This is a genomic window from Methanomassiliicoccus sp. (assembly GCA_012719175.1).
GTDB lineage: Archaea > Thermoplasmatota > Thermoplasmata > Methanomassiliicoccales > Methanomassiliicoccaceae > UBA6.
The window spans coordinates 24,096-37,708 of record JAAYAX010000007.1 but is presented as its reverse complement, the minus strand read 5'-3'; the positions used below and the strand labels follow the sequence as shown (position 1 = coordinate 37,708).

Genomic DNA, 13,613 nt, shown 5'->3' with positions numbered 1-13,613 from the left:
ATGAGAAGCTGTCGCTCATGGGCCTAAGGGAAAAATATTCCAGCCGGAGGTCCATATAGGTTTGCTTTATCTCTCCCTGAGGACTTGGACGACAAGCCCTCGGGCGCCGGTCTCCTCTGTCAGTTCCATGTGTGAGCGCAGTCTTTCTGTGCGGAACGGGCCGTCGAACATCGGCTCTGAAAACCTCTAGAACGCCCGTTAAAAAACCCATTTATATGATTACGATGTTCCTGGCCGATAGGTTAGTCATATGTCGAGCTGGACCGCGGAGATAGAGGCCAAGTGGCAGCAACGCTGGTATGAGGCCGGGATATTCGAGGCGAATAGGGATGATAGGCCCAAGTTCATGATGATCTTCGCCTACCCGGGGTTGACCGGCTACCTCCACGTCGGCCATATGCGCGGTTACACATATGTGGATGCGATCACGCGTTACAAGAGGATGTGCGGGTTCAACGTCCTGTTCCCTGTGGGCACCCACGCCACCGGCAATGGGGCCATATCGCTTGCCAAGAGGATCCGGGAGAAGGACCAGAAGACACTCGACTACCTTCTGGCCAACGGCTGCCCGCCTGAGAAGCTCGCTGAGCTGACCGAGCCTCAGAAGGTGGTGGACTTCTTCAACCAGGTATATGTGAACCAGTACTGGAAGAGGTTCGGCTTCCTGGCTGATTGGCGCCGCTTCACCTCCACTACCAACCCCGATTACGGCCAGTTCATCCAGTGGCAGTTCCGAAAGCTGCATGACAAAGGTCTTCTCATTCAGAAACCCTACTTCGCCCCCGCCTGCGTGGAGTGTGGACCGGTGGCGGTGGACGCCTCCGAGACCGACCTGTCCAAGGGGGGCAGCGCCGAGACCAACGAGTATACGCTGCTGAAGTTCCGGTGCGGGAACCTCTTACTGGTGGCCGCTACCTTGAGGCCGGAGACGGTGTACGGACAAACCAACTTCTGGGTCAATCCCGATGTCGAGTATGTCAAGGTGAGGCGGAAGGGCGAACTGTGGGTGATCAGCCAGCCGTCCTACGACAAGATGCGCTACCAGAAGGACGATCTGGAGATCGAGGGAACGATCCCTGGCACCGAGCTAATAGGAAGGACGTGCGTGGCACCGGTCATACACCGCGAGGTGCCCGTACTGCCCGCCTCGTTCTGCAAGCCGGATGTAGGCACCGGCCTGGTGACCAGCGTCCCCTCGGACGCACCCGACGATTGGATCTCCCTCAAGCTCCTGCAGGAGGACGAGGAAGCCTTGTCCAAGTACGGCCTGGATCCTCAGATGGTCCGCTCCATCGAACCCATCCCCATCATCGAGACCAAGGGCTACGGACCCCTCCCGGCGGTGGAGTTGATAGAAAAGATGGGCATAACCGAGGCCGGGGACCCCCGGCTGGACGAGGCCAAGAAGGCCATCTACAAGGACGGCTTCCACACTGGACGTATGAGCTCAAATGCGGGTCAGTTCTCGGGGATGAAGGTCGAGGAGGCCAAGGAGCTCATAAAGCAGATGATGATCGAGAGCGGGGAGGCCGAGCTGTTCTACGACCTGTCGGAGGAGGTGGTCTGCCGCTGCGGTCGCCCTGTCGTCATTCGCAAGGTCCCTGATCAGTGGTTCATCGACTATGCGAACCCCTCGCTTACAGAGGACAGCAAGCGGCACGCCAAGAGCATGCAGATACTCCCCCAGGACTACTACGTCAATATCCAAGGGGTGCTCGACTGGTTCCGCGAGCGGGCCTGCGTCCGCCAGGGTAACTGGCTGGGAACAAGGTTCCCGTATGACGACAAGTGGATCATCGAGGCCATCTCCGACTCCACCCTCTACCCCATCTATTACCTGGTGTCCCAATACTACAACTCCGGGCAGCTCCCCCTGTCCTCCATGACGGAGGAGTTCTTCGACCACGTGTACCTGGGCAAGGGCGACCCCGCCCAGGTGGCCGCGTCCACCGGAGCCTCCATGGAGGTGCTGGAGCGGATTAGGCAGGATGTCACATACTGGTATCCCCTGGACATAAACCTCGGGGGAAAGGAGCACATGACGGTGCACTTCCCCGCTTTCCTCATGAACCATGTGGCCGTCCTGCCCGAGCAGCTGTGGCCCCGCGGGATATTCGTTAACTGGTATGTCACCGGGAAGCTGGGCAAGATATCGAAATCCAAGGGCGGTGCCGAGCCCATCCCGGACGCGGCGGAGCGCTTCGGCGTGGACGCCCTGCGCCTTTACTATGCCAATATAGCTTCCCCCTTCGCTGACGTGGAGTGGGACGAGAGCGCCATCGACAACTACTCATCAAGGATCGACCGGGTCCTTCGCACCGTCGACGAGCTCAAGGCCCTGCCGGGCGCGGAGCGGCAGAAGGTGGACGACTGGCTCCTCTCCCGTATGTCCAACCGCGCGCTGACCATCTCCAGGGCCATGGAGGAGTACGACCTGAGGAGGACATCCAACGAGGTCTACTTCGAGACCCTCACCGATGTGCGCTGGTACATTCGCCGGGGAGGAGGGAACGCGCACACCATCTCCCATCTCCTACATTCCTGGATACGCATGATGGCCCCCATCACCCCCCACGTGGCAGAGGAGATGTGGGCGGCCATGGGCGAGGAAAACTTCGTTTCCACGTCTTCCTACCCGCAGCCTGACGAGCTTCCCACGGATGCCCTCGCCGAGGCGTCGGAGAACTACCTAAAGGAGGTGATCACGGACATCAACGAGATCCTGAAGGTGACCGGCATCGCCCCCCGCAAGCTGTACCTCTATGTCTCCCCCAAGTGGAAGCGCGACGTCCTGGAACTGGGCCTGGAGCTCGCCCGCTCCAAGCAGCTGAGCGTGCCCGGGCTGACCAAGGCCGTCATGTTCAAGGACGACCTCAAGCGCCGCGGGAAGGAGTCCGCGGACTTCGCACGGAAGACCGCCGAGGACCTTCTGAAGAGGTCAGAGGTGGAGCTGAACAAACTGGCCATGGACGTCGATGAGATGGCATATCTCCAGGACGCGGCGGTGTTCCTGGCGAGGGATATGGCATGCGAGGTAGGTGTTTACTCCGCGGATGACCCCACCGCACCTGATCCCCAGAAGAAGGCGCGCGCGGCCCAGCCGCACAGGCCGGCCATCTACGTGGAGTAGACTAGCGCCCAGGACCGTTCGAGCGAGGAATGAGGACCGTGCCCAGAGGGTGCGCGGACCACACTCTTCGACCCGATCGCCTGGTCCTCAGAACAACGATATCGAACGAGAAAAGGGGACCGATGGGGCGGCCCTTACTCCCAGCGCTTGAAGAGGTTGTGTTCCTGGCCCACCTGGTCTAGGATCTTGCCTACTACGAAGTCGACCATGTCGTCGATGCTCCGTGGCATTTGGTAGAAGGCAGGCGAGGCCGGGAGTATCACCGCTCCCGCCCGGGCAAGCCTAAGCTCGTTTTCAAGCATAATCACGCTCAGGGGCGTCTCCCTGGGAACTAGGATCAGCTTCCTTCTCTCCTTCAATGCTACCGAAGCTGCCCTGGTGATGAGGCTGTCAGAGCAGCCCGATGATATCTTGGCCATTGTGGACTGGGTGCAGGGGCAGACGATCATGGCATCGGCCTTGTGGGTTCCGGATGCCGGCGGGGCGAAAAGGTCATCGTTGTCGTACATCTCATCCACCAGAGGCTCCAGGGCCTTGAGCTCGAGGTCCGTCTCCTCCTCCAGGACCTTCTTGCCCATGTCGGATATGATCAGTTCCTTCTCACCATCTAGCTCCTGAAGGAGCCTTGCTCCGTAGCGGATACCGGAGCATCCGGTGATGGCAACGATGAATCGCATGCCTCGTCAATCCCCTCCTTACTATTTTAGACCGCCGAATTCTCCCTCCAGGCCGCCACCGCAACCACACCCTACACGTGAGTTACGAGCACGATTCTACGAAGTGGGGATGGGACCGGAGCGCATGGTCGCCCATCAGCACCAGCCCTTTTCTCGGACCGAGGACGAGGGCAAGGTTATTTAGCTCACCAGCGATTGTCCGTCCGCAGCACCTCCCTTTGAGGAGGCGTTCCCTGCTGGCAGAGTGAGTTAGGGGTCTTTCCAGATACAATCTCCTCTGGAAACGCTTTTATACGACCTCTATATTAATGCCGTAGGCATTATCCATATTTGGGTAGTATCAATATCATTTCGAGGTAGGTTAGATGGTCACAGTCTATGATGTCCCGCCGGAGAAGCTTATCGCCAAGGCCGCGGCTCAGTTGAAGCAGATGGATACGATCAAGGTCCCGGAGTGGGCAGAGTTCGCGAAGACCGGAAGGCACACCGAGAAGGCCCCCGTCCAGGATGACTGGTGGTACACTCGGTCGGCCTCGGTATTGAGGAAGGTTTACCTTAAGGGACCCATCGGGACCTCCCGGCTCGCCGGGGAGTACGGCGGGTTCGCAGACCGCGGTTCCAAGCCCAACAAGGCAGTGAAGGGCAGCCGGGCTATCGCTCGCCGTTGCCTTATCCAGCTGGAACAGTCCGGTCTAATTGCCAAGCAGAAGAGGGACGGAAGGGTCATCACTCCCAAGGGTCAGGCCATGCTCGACAAGGTCGCCAAGGAAGTGTACGACGAGACCCACTGATCTCGATAGTGGAGGTATTCAGATGCAGGACGCCGAGCTCGAGGAACTTCGACGCCGTAAGATGGCCCAGATGCAGCAGTCCCAAGAGGCCCAGCTGCAGCAACAGGCTATGATGGCCGAACGTCAGAAGCAGATGGAAGCAGAGCGTCAGGCCATCATGCGGCAGATACTAACCCCGGAAGCTCGAGAGCGACTGGGTAAGGTCAGGATGGCTCATCCTGACGTCGCTGCCGCAGTAGAGGACCAGCTCATCCGCCTACTGCAGATGGGAAGGATCCAGGGTCAATTGGACGACAACACCTTGAAGTCAATCCTGAGGAAAGTGTCGCCACAGAAAAGAGATATTAAGATCGAAAGGGTGTAATCTTATGGCCAGGAACAAGCCGACAGCTATGAAGGCCCGCCTAATGAGGGCGGAAAAGTCAAACCGCAGGGTACCTGCTTGGGTCATGATGAGGACCAACAGGACCGTTCTCCGGCATCCTAAGAGAAGGAGCTGGAGGCACAGCAAGCTCAAGGAGTGATCTGCATGGACGAGAAGATCATGAACATCACGCTCAGAAAGACCAAGGCCGCTCCCCGCTCCAAGAGGGCCAAGAGGGCCATCAACGAGATCCGGGAACACGTCATCCGCCACATGAAGGCCAAGGAGGACGACATTTGGATCGATCACCGCCTCAACGAAGCCATATGGGTCAACGGGATCCAGAGGCCCCCCCTGTACATCACAGTGAAGGCCGTAAAGTTCGAGGATGGGCTGGTCGAGGTCTCCTTGCCCGAGGACGCCACCGTGGAAGAGTAAACACGGTGCTGTAGATGATGAAGCTCTCTAGCTACAATGGCAATTCCTTCATCGGAGTATATTGTGTGGCCAATGAGAGCATCGCTCTTGTTCCTCCAGACGCACCCCAGCCGCTGATTGATGATATAGCGGAAGGTATGGAGGCCACGGTCATTCAGACCCCTCTGGCCTCCTCTAACATACTAGGGTCGCTGACGGCCATGAACTCCTACGGGGGCATCACCTCAGGCATGGTGGCGCTGTCCGAGGTCCGTCCTATCATGAAGCTCCTGCCGTTCAAGAGGATCAGGGACCGCATGAGCGCCTGCGGAAACAACATCCTGGTCAACGACAACGCTGCCTTGGTAAATCCAGACCTGGGACGTACGGCGATCAAGCAGATCACGGACATCCTGCAGGTCGAGGTGGTGCAGGGCATGGTGGCGGGCCATAAGACCGTGGGATCGGTCTGCGTTGCCACCAATAAGGGCATCCTCTGCCACCCATCCACCACCAAGGCCGAGCTGGAGATGCTGCGATCCCTTTTCAAGGTCCCTGCAGCGATCGGGACCCTCAATTACGGCTCGCCCATGGTCGGGGCGTGCATGATCGCCAACACCAAGGGCGCGGCCATAGGCTTCCGCTCCACGCCCATCGAACTGGGTAGGGTCGAGGACGCACTGTTCCCGTGATCCTGAAAAATTCTCATCTCTGCGTCAAGGGGAGAAGACCCAATACTCTGTGACCGGAGGCAGTTCTTCTTTTATCAGCTCGACCTCGTTGCCGACCCCCAGGACCTGTTCCTCGGGTATGTCCTCGAGGAAGGGCTCGATGGTCTGTACAGAGATGGAAAGGCTGCCCCAACGATAGTGCATCGGCACGACGATGCTGGGATTCAATGTAGATATCAGCTCCCTCACCTCTGCAAGGTCCAGCGTGAAGGTCCCCCCTACTGGGACGAAGAGCACGTCCACCGGGCCGATGGTCCTTATCTGCTCATTGGTGATCATGTGCCCGAGGTCGCCGCAGTGGCATATGCGGATGCCATCGAACACGAAGGTGTAGATGATGTTGCGGCCTCTCTTGGTCCCGGACTCGTGGTCATGGAACGTGGGCAGGCCGATGATCCGCAATCCCTTGGGCGTGTGCTCGCCGGGCTCACGAACGACAACGGGATCCCCCTTGACGATGCGGACGCAGTTGTGGTCGAAGTGTTCGTGGGTGACGAGCACGATGTCGGCCTTCACCACTGGGGGCTTGATGCCAATGGACTTCCCGTCATGGGGATCTATCACTACACCCATGGTGTTCCTGAGCTCGAAGCAGGAGTGACCGTGCCATGTGATCCTCATGCCCCTACCTCTTGGCCGAGGACTCCTGGAACCTGACACCGCAGGAGGGGCAACGGGCATCCTTATCGCCCACAACCTCGTGGCATACCGGGCAAAGGACGGTCTCCCGCTCACCTATGTTACGCTTTAACATGGGAGCTAGGCGCATGACGCCGTAAGCCATCAGGCCTGATGCAGGGACCGCGATGCCCCAACCGACCATGGTGCCCACCATCTGAGAGGAAACCATCAGCATGCCTGCGGCATAGGCCGCTAATCCTGCGGTGACCATGCCTCCAGGGAGGACATATCGGCTATGGAGGAGATCGGTAAGTCCGCTCTCTTCCTTGACCTGGCTGTGCACATGCGCTTCTCCACTCGGGGCGGCAATTGCGGTGGCCGCGGGCGAAGTAACTTCCACCGGGGCCTCCTCCTTGACCGCTGCTTCCGTCACCGCCTCCACGACCGGCTCGGCCACGGTGTGCACTTCCGCCACCGGTTGCGCTATGACATCGCCATGGTCCTGGGCGGTTATGTGGACGGGCTCCGCTGGAGGCTCCGGCTTCCTCTCCTTGACCGGTATCTCGGCGGGACGTCTCATGGTGAGCTCGATCTTGGACATCGTTGAGGTGTCCATGTCCACGGTGGCCACCTCCCGGTTTATCTTCTCGAGATCGTTCAATTGGCCCATCCAGTCATCGGAGGCGGTCTTGAAGTCCCAACCGCAGAAATCGCATTGGTAAGCTCCCCGACGGTTCCTCAGACCACAGCGAGGACATTCCTTGAGGCCAGTTGTTTTGTCCATAAGATTTCCAATCCTTTGGATTTGCTACCTTTATTATAATCGTTTTGACAGGAAAATCAACTTTTGATACATCCGATTCTTGCCGGAAGGGATCAGGTTGACACATGGCCACACCATCATCCGAAGGTAATTTTTATAATAAGCGCTCCTTAGATGTTTCTGTTTTTCATCTTTTACACATCGACCATAGGAAGGATTAACTATCGCACCAATCATGGACCGTTCATCTGCTATCAGAATACGACAGGATCAGGGAACAACTGGAAAATTTAATATTGAGGGAACTGGATAGGAATATAGGATGAGAACTTTAGTCCTCTGCGTCGACCGAGATGATGATTTTGGGTCCAAGACTGGCCTTAATAGCCCATTCATCGGTCGCGAGGAGAACCTCAACGCCGCCATGTCCCTCGGCGTCAAGGATCCCGAGGATTCCGATATCAACACCGTTCTGGCCGCCGTGAGCCTGTACGATGAGATGCTGAAGCAGGGAATGGACGTGGTGGTGGCCACGTTATGTGGCGACACCCATGTGGGATATCAGAGCGATCTCGCCCTCTCCACGCAGCTGGAGACTGTGCTCAAGGAGGTGAAGCCGGACCGTGTGGTCCTGGTGTCCGATGGGGCGGAGGACGAGTACATCTACCCCGTCATATCCTCCCGCGTCAAGGTGGACTCGGTCCGGAAGGTGTTCGTCAAGCAGGCGCCGACGGTAGAGAGCACTTACTACATTCTGATCAAGATGCTCAACGACGACAAGATCCGCAAGCGCTTGCTTCCTCCTATAGGACTGGCGCTGCTGGTCTTCGGTACCTTCGCTCTGCTGGACCCGCTGGTGAAGCTGTTCAACGGGGGCGCCGATGTGTCGTTCACGAACATTGGTCTGGCCCTGATCTGGGCGGTGGTGGGCCTATACCTGCTGGTGTTCGCCTATAAGCTGGGCGATTGGTTCCGCGATTGGTGGTCCAATGCTCGGAGGGCGATAAGGTCGGGCAGCACCCTGATGCCGTTCGTGGTCCTTTCCGGTCTCCTGGTGCTTCTAGGGGTCATGTATGGAGTGGACGCGGCCCTGGTGGACCCTGATGATGACATCTTCCTCAAGATATTGCTCTTCATCAATGGTACGATGTGGATGTGGGTGTTCGCCTTCTTCACATACCAGATGGGGCTGTTCATAAGCCATTACCTGAACAAGGGGACGCTGTCATACCCTTACATAATAGCCTCGGTCACCGTCTTCGCGCTGGGCTTCATCATCCAGGGCGCTTTGGACGCCACCGCGGTGTTCTTCGGGTACAGCGACTTCGACCAGACCATAATCGTGCTGGAGATCGTCGCCGGCTTCCTTCTGGCAGGGTTCGGAGGGCTCCTCAGCACCTCCTTGCGGGACCTCAACGGCCCAAAAGGAGATGAGGCGGCCGTCGACGCCGACGGCGCCGAGTAGGTGGGCCCATGGATTTCCCTGAGTGGGAGCCATACTACGACCGTATAGTGAGCGAATTGAGGCTCTCTGTGCAGGATGACGAGGCCTCTGCTCGCCGCCTCCTGCAGCTGAGCAAGGGCAAGACCATCTGCGATCCTGACTGCCTCCAATGCCTCATAGGCGAGAGGGTGACGGTCCTTGGTGACGGCCCCAACCTGGAATCGGACCTGCGCAGGCATGCTCCCCAAGGAACGGTGCTGGCAGCCGACGGGGCGACCTCCAAGCTCATGCACGAGGTGGGCATGGTGCCGGATGTGATCGTGACCGATCTCGACGGCGAGGTCGAGGACCAGATCTGTGCCAATGCCCAGGGGTCGGTGGCGGTGATATTGGCCCACGGTGACAACCTGGACCGCATCGAGAGATATGTGCCGTGGTTCAGCGGGATGATCACTCCTACCACCCAATCCCGGCCGATCAACGGCATGTTCAACTTCGGGGGGTTCACCGACGGCGACCGCGCGGTCATGCTAGCTCGGCACTTTGGGGCCACGCGTATCGACCTCATAGGCTTCGACATGGACAACCCTCGTCCCAAGGCCGGAAGGAACATCGATGTGAAGCGGCAGAAGCTGAGGATCGCCCGGGAGCTGATATGGGACCTCAATCCCGCCGGAGTTGATCTCCGGGTCCTCCGATGATGAGCAGGACCCTGCCCACGAGCTTACGTTCTCGCCGCCGTAATTGAATAACTTATGGCAGACCACGGCGCCTTATTATCATGTTTCGTTCTGCAATAATGACCTTCGTACAAATATGCTCAACGACCGCTCTATCGAGCAGGGATCTCGGTATGATGAACACTGGATGATAAAATAATTAGAGACTAGTTATAGATGTTATTTCGGATGATGATAATTAATCAATACTTACCTCAGAATATATTTATAGTTTTACCTTAATCCCATATTATTCTTCCCTTCTGGCTGCTGGGGAGAGGTGAGGAGACGTTTATGGTGGGAGCAGACAATCGCACCCTTCCTGAGGATGTACAGAAGAAACGGCCATCCACGAAGGCCATCGCTATCTTGTTGAGCGTGGTCTTGATGATCGCCGCCATCGCCGGTGCGATCCTGTTGATGGGGAGCGGTGAGAGCAAGACCGCCGCGGAAGTGGTCGCGGACAGGACGGCGGCGGCGGTCGGGGATCCCATAACTTTCAATGCTTCTACCAGCACCTCCACAGGTAAGATCACCAATTACCAATGGAACTTTGGTGACGGCACCATTGAAAACACCACTTCTTCTACAAACGCTCACTTCTACGATGTCCCGGGCCTGTACATGGTTTTCCTCACAGTTAAGGACAACAAAGGTAAATCTGCCACCAACTGGGCCTCGCCTCTGGCGATCACTATCATCGAGAGCTCTGTGAACCCCAATGCCAACACGGCCAACTCCACATCGCCACAGGCGTTCATGGCCGTCAGCGACAAGCTCATCAACACCAGCACCTCCGTTCACTTCGACACCTCATCCTCGCGAGCGTGGAGCACAGGCCTCAGCGGCTCCACTTGGGCCTCCCTGTTGTCGAACAAGTACATCAAGACCATGACATTGGACCATGGCGATGGTTCCGCTCCCGTCTCCATCGACGTCGCCGCACTGCTTGCCGCAAACCAGACGGCATTCGCCGATCATTTCGTAGATGCCACCAGCAATCTCACTCATGTGTACGCCGGCGATGGCGCAGTGTATGTGGCCAAGCTCTCGGTGATCTCGGTCCATGACTCCATGGGCGGCTACTGCATTACCATAGGGGTCCTCCCCAGCAACTACAATTCCGAGGAGGTCGTCAAGAATCCCAGTACCTTCATAGTCGCCACCGTGTCCGATCCCAGAACCCTTGATCCGGCCAGGGTCTCGGAGACGAACGGAGGGGAGATAATCCAGAATTGCTACGAGACCCTTGTATGGTACAATGGCTCCTCCGTCTCTGATCTCAGGCCCATGCTGGCAACGGTGGTCCCCACCGTCGAGAATGGAGGCATATCCTCGGATGGCCTGAACTACACGTTCCACATCCGCTCCGGGGTCATGTTCCATTCCGGGAACGTGATGAAGCCCTCTGACGTCGAGTTCTCCATCGAACGGGTCCTCACCATGAACTATGTTGGCGGGCCGGCCTGGATGCTGGGTCAGGTGATGATAAAGGATTACAACGCCTCGGCCCTGGACCCGGAGCTCGTGGATGCCTCCATTGAATCTGACAACTCCGCCATGACCGTGACCTTCCATCTGGTCAATGCCTTCCCCGCCTTCATCTACATACTGGCGTTCATGGTGGGTTCGGTGGTGGAGGAGGCGTACGTGCAGGAACACACCCCCGGTGGCGACAAGTACAACACCATAAACACATGGATGGACCGCAACATCGATGGAACGGGGCCCTACACTCTCGGAGAGTGGGTGTCAAAGGAGTATATCCAGATGGACAGGTTCGATGACTACTGGCAGGGACCTGCAGAGCTGTCCCACATCATCATCATGAACGTGGTGCAGGAGAGCACCCGGGAAATGCTCCTTCTTGCCGGCGATGCCGATAACGTGTACGTTGGGCGACAATACCTTGATGGGATAAGGAGCCACGGCGACATCCTGAGCATCAGCGAAGGGGAGGCCATGTTCAACCTGGACTTCATCATCATGAACCAGGACATCAGCCCTGGCCTTCCTGGCGGTATCGGTAACATCTCCCAGGACTTCTTCACAGATGTCCACATCAGGCAGGCCTTCGCGCACGCGTTCAATTATTCAAAGTACCTGCAGGATGTCCTGCACGACACCGCCATCCAGCCTAACGGCCCCATCCCTCAGGGCATGTTCGGCTACGATCCCTCCGTGCCCCTCTATGGGTACGATCTTACGGAGGCCTCTCAACACCTGTCCCTGGCGCAGAATCCCGACCAGCTGGGGCAGAGCTACCTGGAAACGGGGTTCCAGGTGAAACTGTTCTACCCTCAGGGGAACGACGAGTGGAAGGCTGGAAGCCTGTTGCTGAAGCAGGGAATGGAGAGCATCTCCACTTCCATCACGGTCGAGGTCGTGGAACTGGGGTGGAACGCCTACTGGACCGCTGCAGCTATGGGGCAGCTCCCCATATACTTCTGCGCATGGCAGCCAGATTACGCGGACCCTAACTGCCAGGTTGACCCCTTGCTGTCGAGCACGGGCGCCCTGAGCGGCTACACAGGCATGGAAAATGCCACTCTGGACTCCATGATACTGGAGGCCCTGGTGGAGCTGAACGAGACCGATCGGGCCTCGCTCTACAGCAACATATCCTTGGCCTGCTATGACAACGCCTACATGATCTGGGTAAAACAGGCCACCCAGTTCCACGTCGAGCGCTCGTGGGTCACTGGATACTACTTCAATCCCATGTACTGCGGTCTGTACTATCATGCGCTGGGCAAGGGATGAGAGGGTCGGAAACATTTTTTCTCAACCATATTTTATTTATTTCTTTATGTTTTATCCAGATGACGTGCGGTGACGAACTATAAAAATACCATTTTATACGCACAGGGCATTTTCTGACTGGGTGCCAATGGATTGAGGATGAGAACCTACATCGTCCGGAGATTGCTCCTGCTGATCCCCGTTCTCATAGGCATCTCCATTTTCGTGTTCTGCCTGACGCGCATAGGGGGCGATCCAGCGGCCATATACATCAGCCCCCATATGTCCGCCGAGGAGAGGGAGATCGTCAGGGAAAGTCTCCATCTGAACGATGACATCTTCACTCAATATTTCTATTGGCTATCGGCCATCCTTCGAGGGGACTGGGGGTTGGACCCCACCAACGGCGACGTTCCGGTAACGCAGAGCATCATGGAGTTCTTCCCCGCCACGCTGGAACTGACACTTATCAGCGTATTCATAGCCGTCATCATCGGCCTGTTCCTAGGTACACTATCGGCATCTCACAAGGACCGGGGCATCGATCACAGTACGAGGATCATGGCCTTATTGGGAGTATCACTTCCCATATTCGTCCTGGCCCTCATATTGCAGTACGTCTTCTATTTTCAACTGGGCTGGCTCCCGGCAGTGCAGCGATACGATGTCGTCCTCTTCGGGCAGTACTCTGTGGGATGGAACTCTTACACCGGAATGTTCCTGGCGGATTCTCTCCTAAACGGCAATATGACCATGTTCGTCGATGGTGTCAAGCACATCATACTTCCATCTTTGACCCTGGCCTTCTCCTTGATCGCGGTCATAACCAGGATCATGAGGACGAGCATGGTGGAGGTGCTCAACCAGGACTACATCAAGGCCGCCCGGGCCAAGGGGCTGCCGGAGAGGCTGGTGATCGCGAGGCACGCCCGCAGGAACGCTCTAATACCTACGGCCACGGTGGTCGGCATGTCCTTCGGCGCCCTCCTTGGCGGCGCGGTCATAATCGAGACCATATTCTCCTGGCCGGGGCTGGGGAGATGGTCCACGCAGGCCATCGTGCAGCTGGCCTCGGCACCTATAATGGGCTTCGTCCTCTTCACGGCCGTACTGATCGTACTGTCGAGCCTGGTCGTTGATATAATGTATGCATACCTTGACCCTCGGGTCAAGCTCGGGTGAGGCCATGGCCGGCGCTGACAAGAGAGGCCGCT

Annotated in this window: 13 protein-coding genes; 10 read left to right on the top strand and 3 right to left on the bottom strand. The window is 57.5% G+C overall.

The features are described from left to right. Window positions 1-250: 250 nt before the first annotated feature. Complete coding sequence (gene leuS / locus GXX95_06155; protein NLT37722.1) at window positions 251-3,130, top strand: leucine--tRNA ligase; 2,880 nt, start codon at window positions 251-253, stop codon at window positions 3,128-3,130. A gap of 134 nt (window positions 3,131-3,264) precedes the next feature. Here the strand turns inward: leuS and GXX95_06150 are convergent, their stop codons facing one another. After that, a complete protein-coding gene (locus GXX95_06150) occupies window positions 3,265-3,807 on the bottom strand; it encodes a UbiX family flavin prenyltransferase (GenBank protein NLT37721.1) in 543 nt (180 codons plus the stop codon). 365 nt (window positions 3,808-4,172) lie between these two features. On the opposite strand from GXX95_06150, the gene GXX95_06145 reads away from it, so the two are divergent. Genes GXX95_06145 through GXX95_06125 form a run of 5 tightly spaced genes read left to right on the top strand, consistent with a single transcriptional unit; the run spans window position 4,173 to window position 6,071 of the window. Further along, on the top strand, window positions 4,173-4,598 hold the full coding sequence (locus GXX95_06145) for a 30S ribosomal protein S19e (protein NLT37720.1): 426 nt from the start codon (window positions 4,173-4,175) through the stop codon (window positions 4,596-4,598). A gap of 22 nt (window positions 4,599-4,620) precedes the next feature. Continuing rightward, window positions 4,621-4,962 carry a DNA-binding protein gene (locus GXX95_06140; GenBank protein NLT37719.1) on the top strand — a complete coding sequence of 114 codons (342 nt, stop codon included), beginning with the start codon at window positions 4,621-4,623 and terminating at the stop codon, window positions 4,960-4,962. Between the two features lie 4 nt (window positions 4,963-4,966). After that, a complete protein-coding gene (locus GXX95_06135) occupies window positions 4,967-5,122 on the top strand; it encodes a 50S ribosomal protein L39e (GenBank protein ID NLT37718.1) in 156 nt (51 codons plus the stop codon). A 5-nt stretch (window positions 5,123-5,127) separates the two neighbouring features. Then, the gene (locus tag GXX95_06130; protein NLT37717.1) at window positions 5,128-5,400 is read left to right on the top strand and encodes a 50S ribosomal protein L31e; all 273 of its coding nucleotides are present in this window, start codon (window positions 5,128-5,130) and stop codon (window positions 5,398-5,400) included. Window positions 5,401-5,414: 14 nt separating this feature from the next. Continuing rightward, entirely contained in the window at window positions 5,415-6,071 is a 657-nt protein-coding gene (locus GXX95_06125; GenBank protein NLT37716.1) for a translation initiation factor IF-6, read from the top strand. A gap of 24 nt (window positions 6,072-6,095) precedes the next feature. On the opposite strand, the gene GXX95_06120 is transcribed toward GXX95_06125, so the two are convergent. Together GXX95_06120 and GXX95_06115 are read right to left on the bottom strand one after the other, a co-directional pair. Further along, the gene (locus GXX95_06120; GenBank protein ID NLT37715.1) at window positions 6,096-6,731 is read right to left on the bottom strand and encodes an MBL fold metallo-hydrolase; all 636 of its coding nucleotides are present in this window, start codon (window positions 6,729-6,731) and stop codon (window positions 6,096-6,098) included. A gap of 4 nt (window positions 6,732-6,735) precedes the next feature. Further along, window positions 6,736-7,515 carry a hypothetical protein gene (locus GXX95_06115; protein NLT37714.1) on the bottom strand — a complete coding sequence of 260 codons (780 nt, stop codon included), beginning with the start codon at window positions 7,513-7,515 and terminating at the stop codon, window positions 6,736-6,738. A gap of 301 nt (window positions 7,516-7,816) precedes the next feature. Here GXX95_06115 and GXX95_06110 point away from each other — a divergent pair, with 301 nt between their 5' ends. From GXX95_06110 to GXX95_06095, 4 genes are all read left to right on the top strand, one after another. Next, window positions 7,817-8,959, top strand: a complete 1,143-nt coding sequence (locus tag GXX95_06110) for a DUF373 family protein (GenBank protein NLT37713.1) — start codon at window positions 7,817-7,819, stop codon at window positions 8,957-8,959. Between the two features lie 8 nt (window positions 8,960-8,967). Beyond that, window positions 8,968-9,639 (top strand): DUF115 domain-containing protein, encoded by a 672-nt coding sequence (locus GXX95_06105; GenBank protein ID NLT37712.1) that lies wholly within the window; start codon window positions 8,968-8,970, stop codon window positions 9,637-9,639. 315 nt (window positions 9,640-9,954) lie between these two features. Further along, window positions 9,955-12,420 (top strand): PKD domain-containing protein, encoded by a 2,466-nt coding sequence (locus GXX95_06100; GenBank protein NLT37711.1) that lies wholly within the window; start codon window positions 9,955-9,957, stop codon window positions 12,418-12,420. Window positions 12,421-12,552: 132 nt separating this feature from the next. Next, on the top strand, window positions 12,553-13,581 hold the full coding sequence (locus tag GXX95_06095; GenBank protein NLT37710.1) for an ABC transporter permease: 1,029 nt from the start codon (window positions 12,553-12,555) through the stop codon (window positions 13,579-13,581). The last annotated feature ends 32 nt before the right edge of the window (window positions 13,582-13,613 follow it).

Excerpts from the sequence above, each read along its gene's own strand:
- leuS (NLT37722.1), top strand. The coding sequence starts at position 251 with ATGTCGAGCTGGACCGCGGAGATAGAGGCCAAGTGGCAGCAACGCTGG.
- GXX95_06150 (NLT37721.1), bottom strand. The coding sequence starts at position 3,807 with ATGCGATTCATCGTTGCCATCACCGGATGCTCCGGTATCCGCTACGGA.
- GXX95_06145 (NLT37720.1), top strand. The coding sequence starts at position 4,173 with ATGGTCACAGTCTATGATGTCCCGCCGGAGAAGCTTATCGCCAAGGCC.
- GXX95_06140 (NLT37719.1), top strand. The coding sequence starts at position 4,621 with ATGCAGGACGCCGAGCTCGAGGAACTTCGACGCCGTAAGATGGCCCAG.
- GXX95_06135 (NLT37718.1), top strand. The coding sequence starts at position 4,967 with ATGGCCAGGAACAAGCCGACAGCTATGAAGGCCCGCCTAATGAGGGCG.
- GXX95_06130 (NLT37717.1), top strand. The coding sequence starts at position 5,128 with ATGGACGAGAAGATCATGAACATCACGCTCAGAAAGACCAAGGCCGCT.
- GXX95_06125 (NLT37716.1), top strand. The coding sequence starts at position 5,415 with ATGATGAAGCTCTCTAGCTACAATGGCAATTCCTTCATCGGAGTATAT.
- GXX95_06120 (NLT37715.1), bottom strand. The coding sequence starts at position 6,731 with ATGAGGATCACATGGCACGGTCACTCCTGCTTCGAGCTCAGGAACACC.
- GXX95_06115 (NLT37714.1), bottom strand. The coding sequence starts at position 7,515 with ATGGACAAAACAACTGGCCTCAAGGAATGTCCTCGCTGTGGTCTGAGG.
- GXX95_06110 (NLT37713.1), top strand. The coding sequence starts at position 7,817 with ATGAGAACTTTAGTCCTCTGCGTCGACCGAGATGATGATTTTGGGTCC.
- GXX95_06105 (NLT37712.1), top strand. The coding sequence starts at position 8,968 with ATGGATTTCCCTGAGTGGGAGCCATACTACGACCGTATAGTGAGCGAA.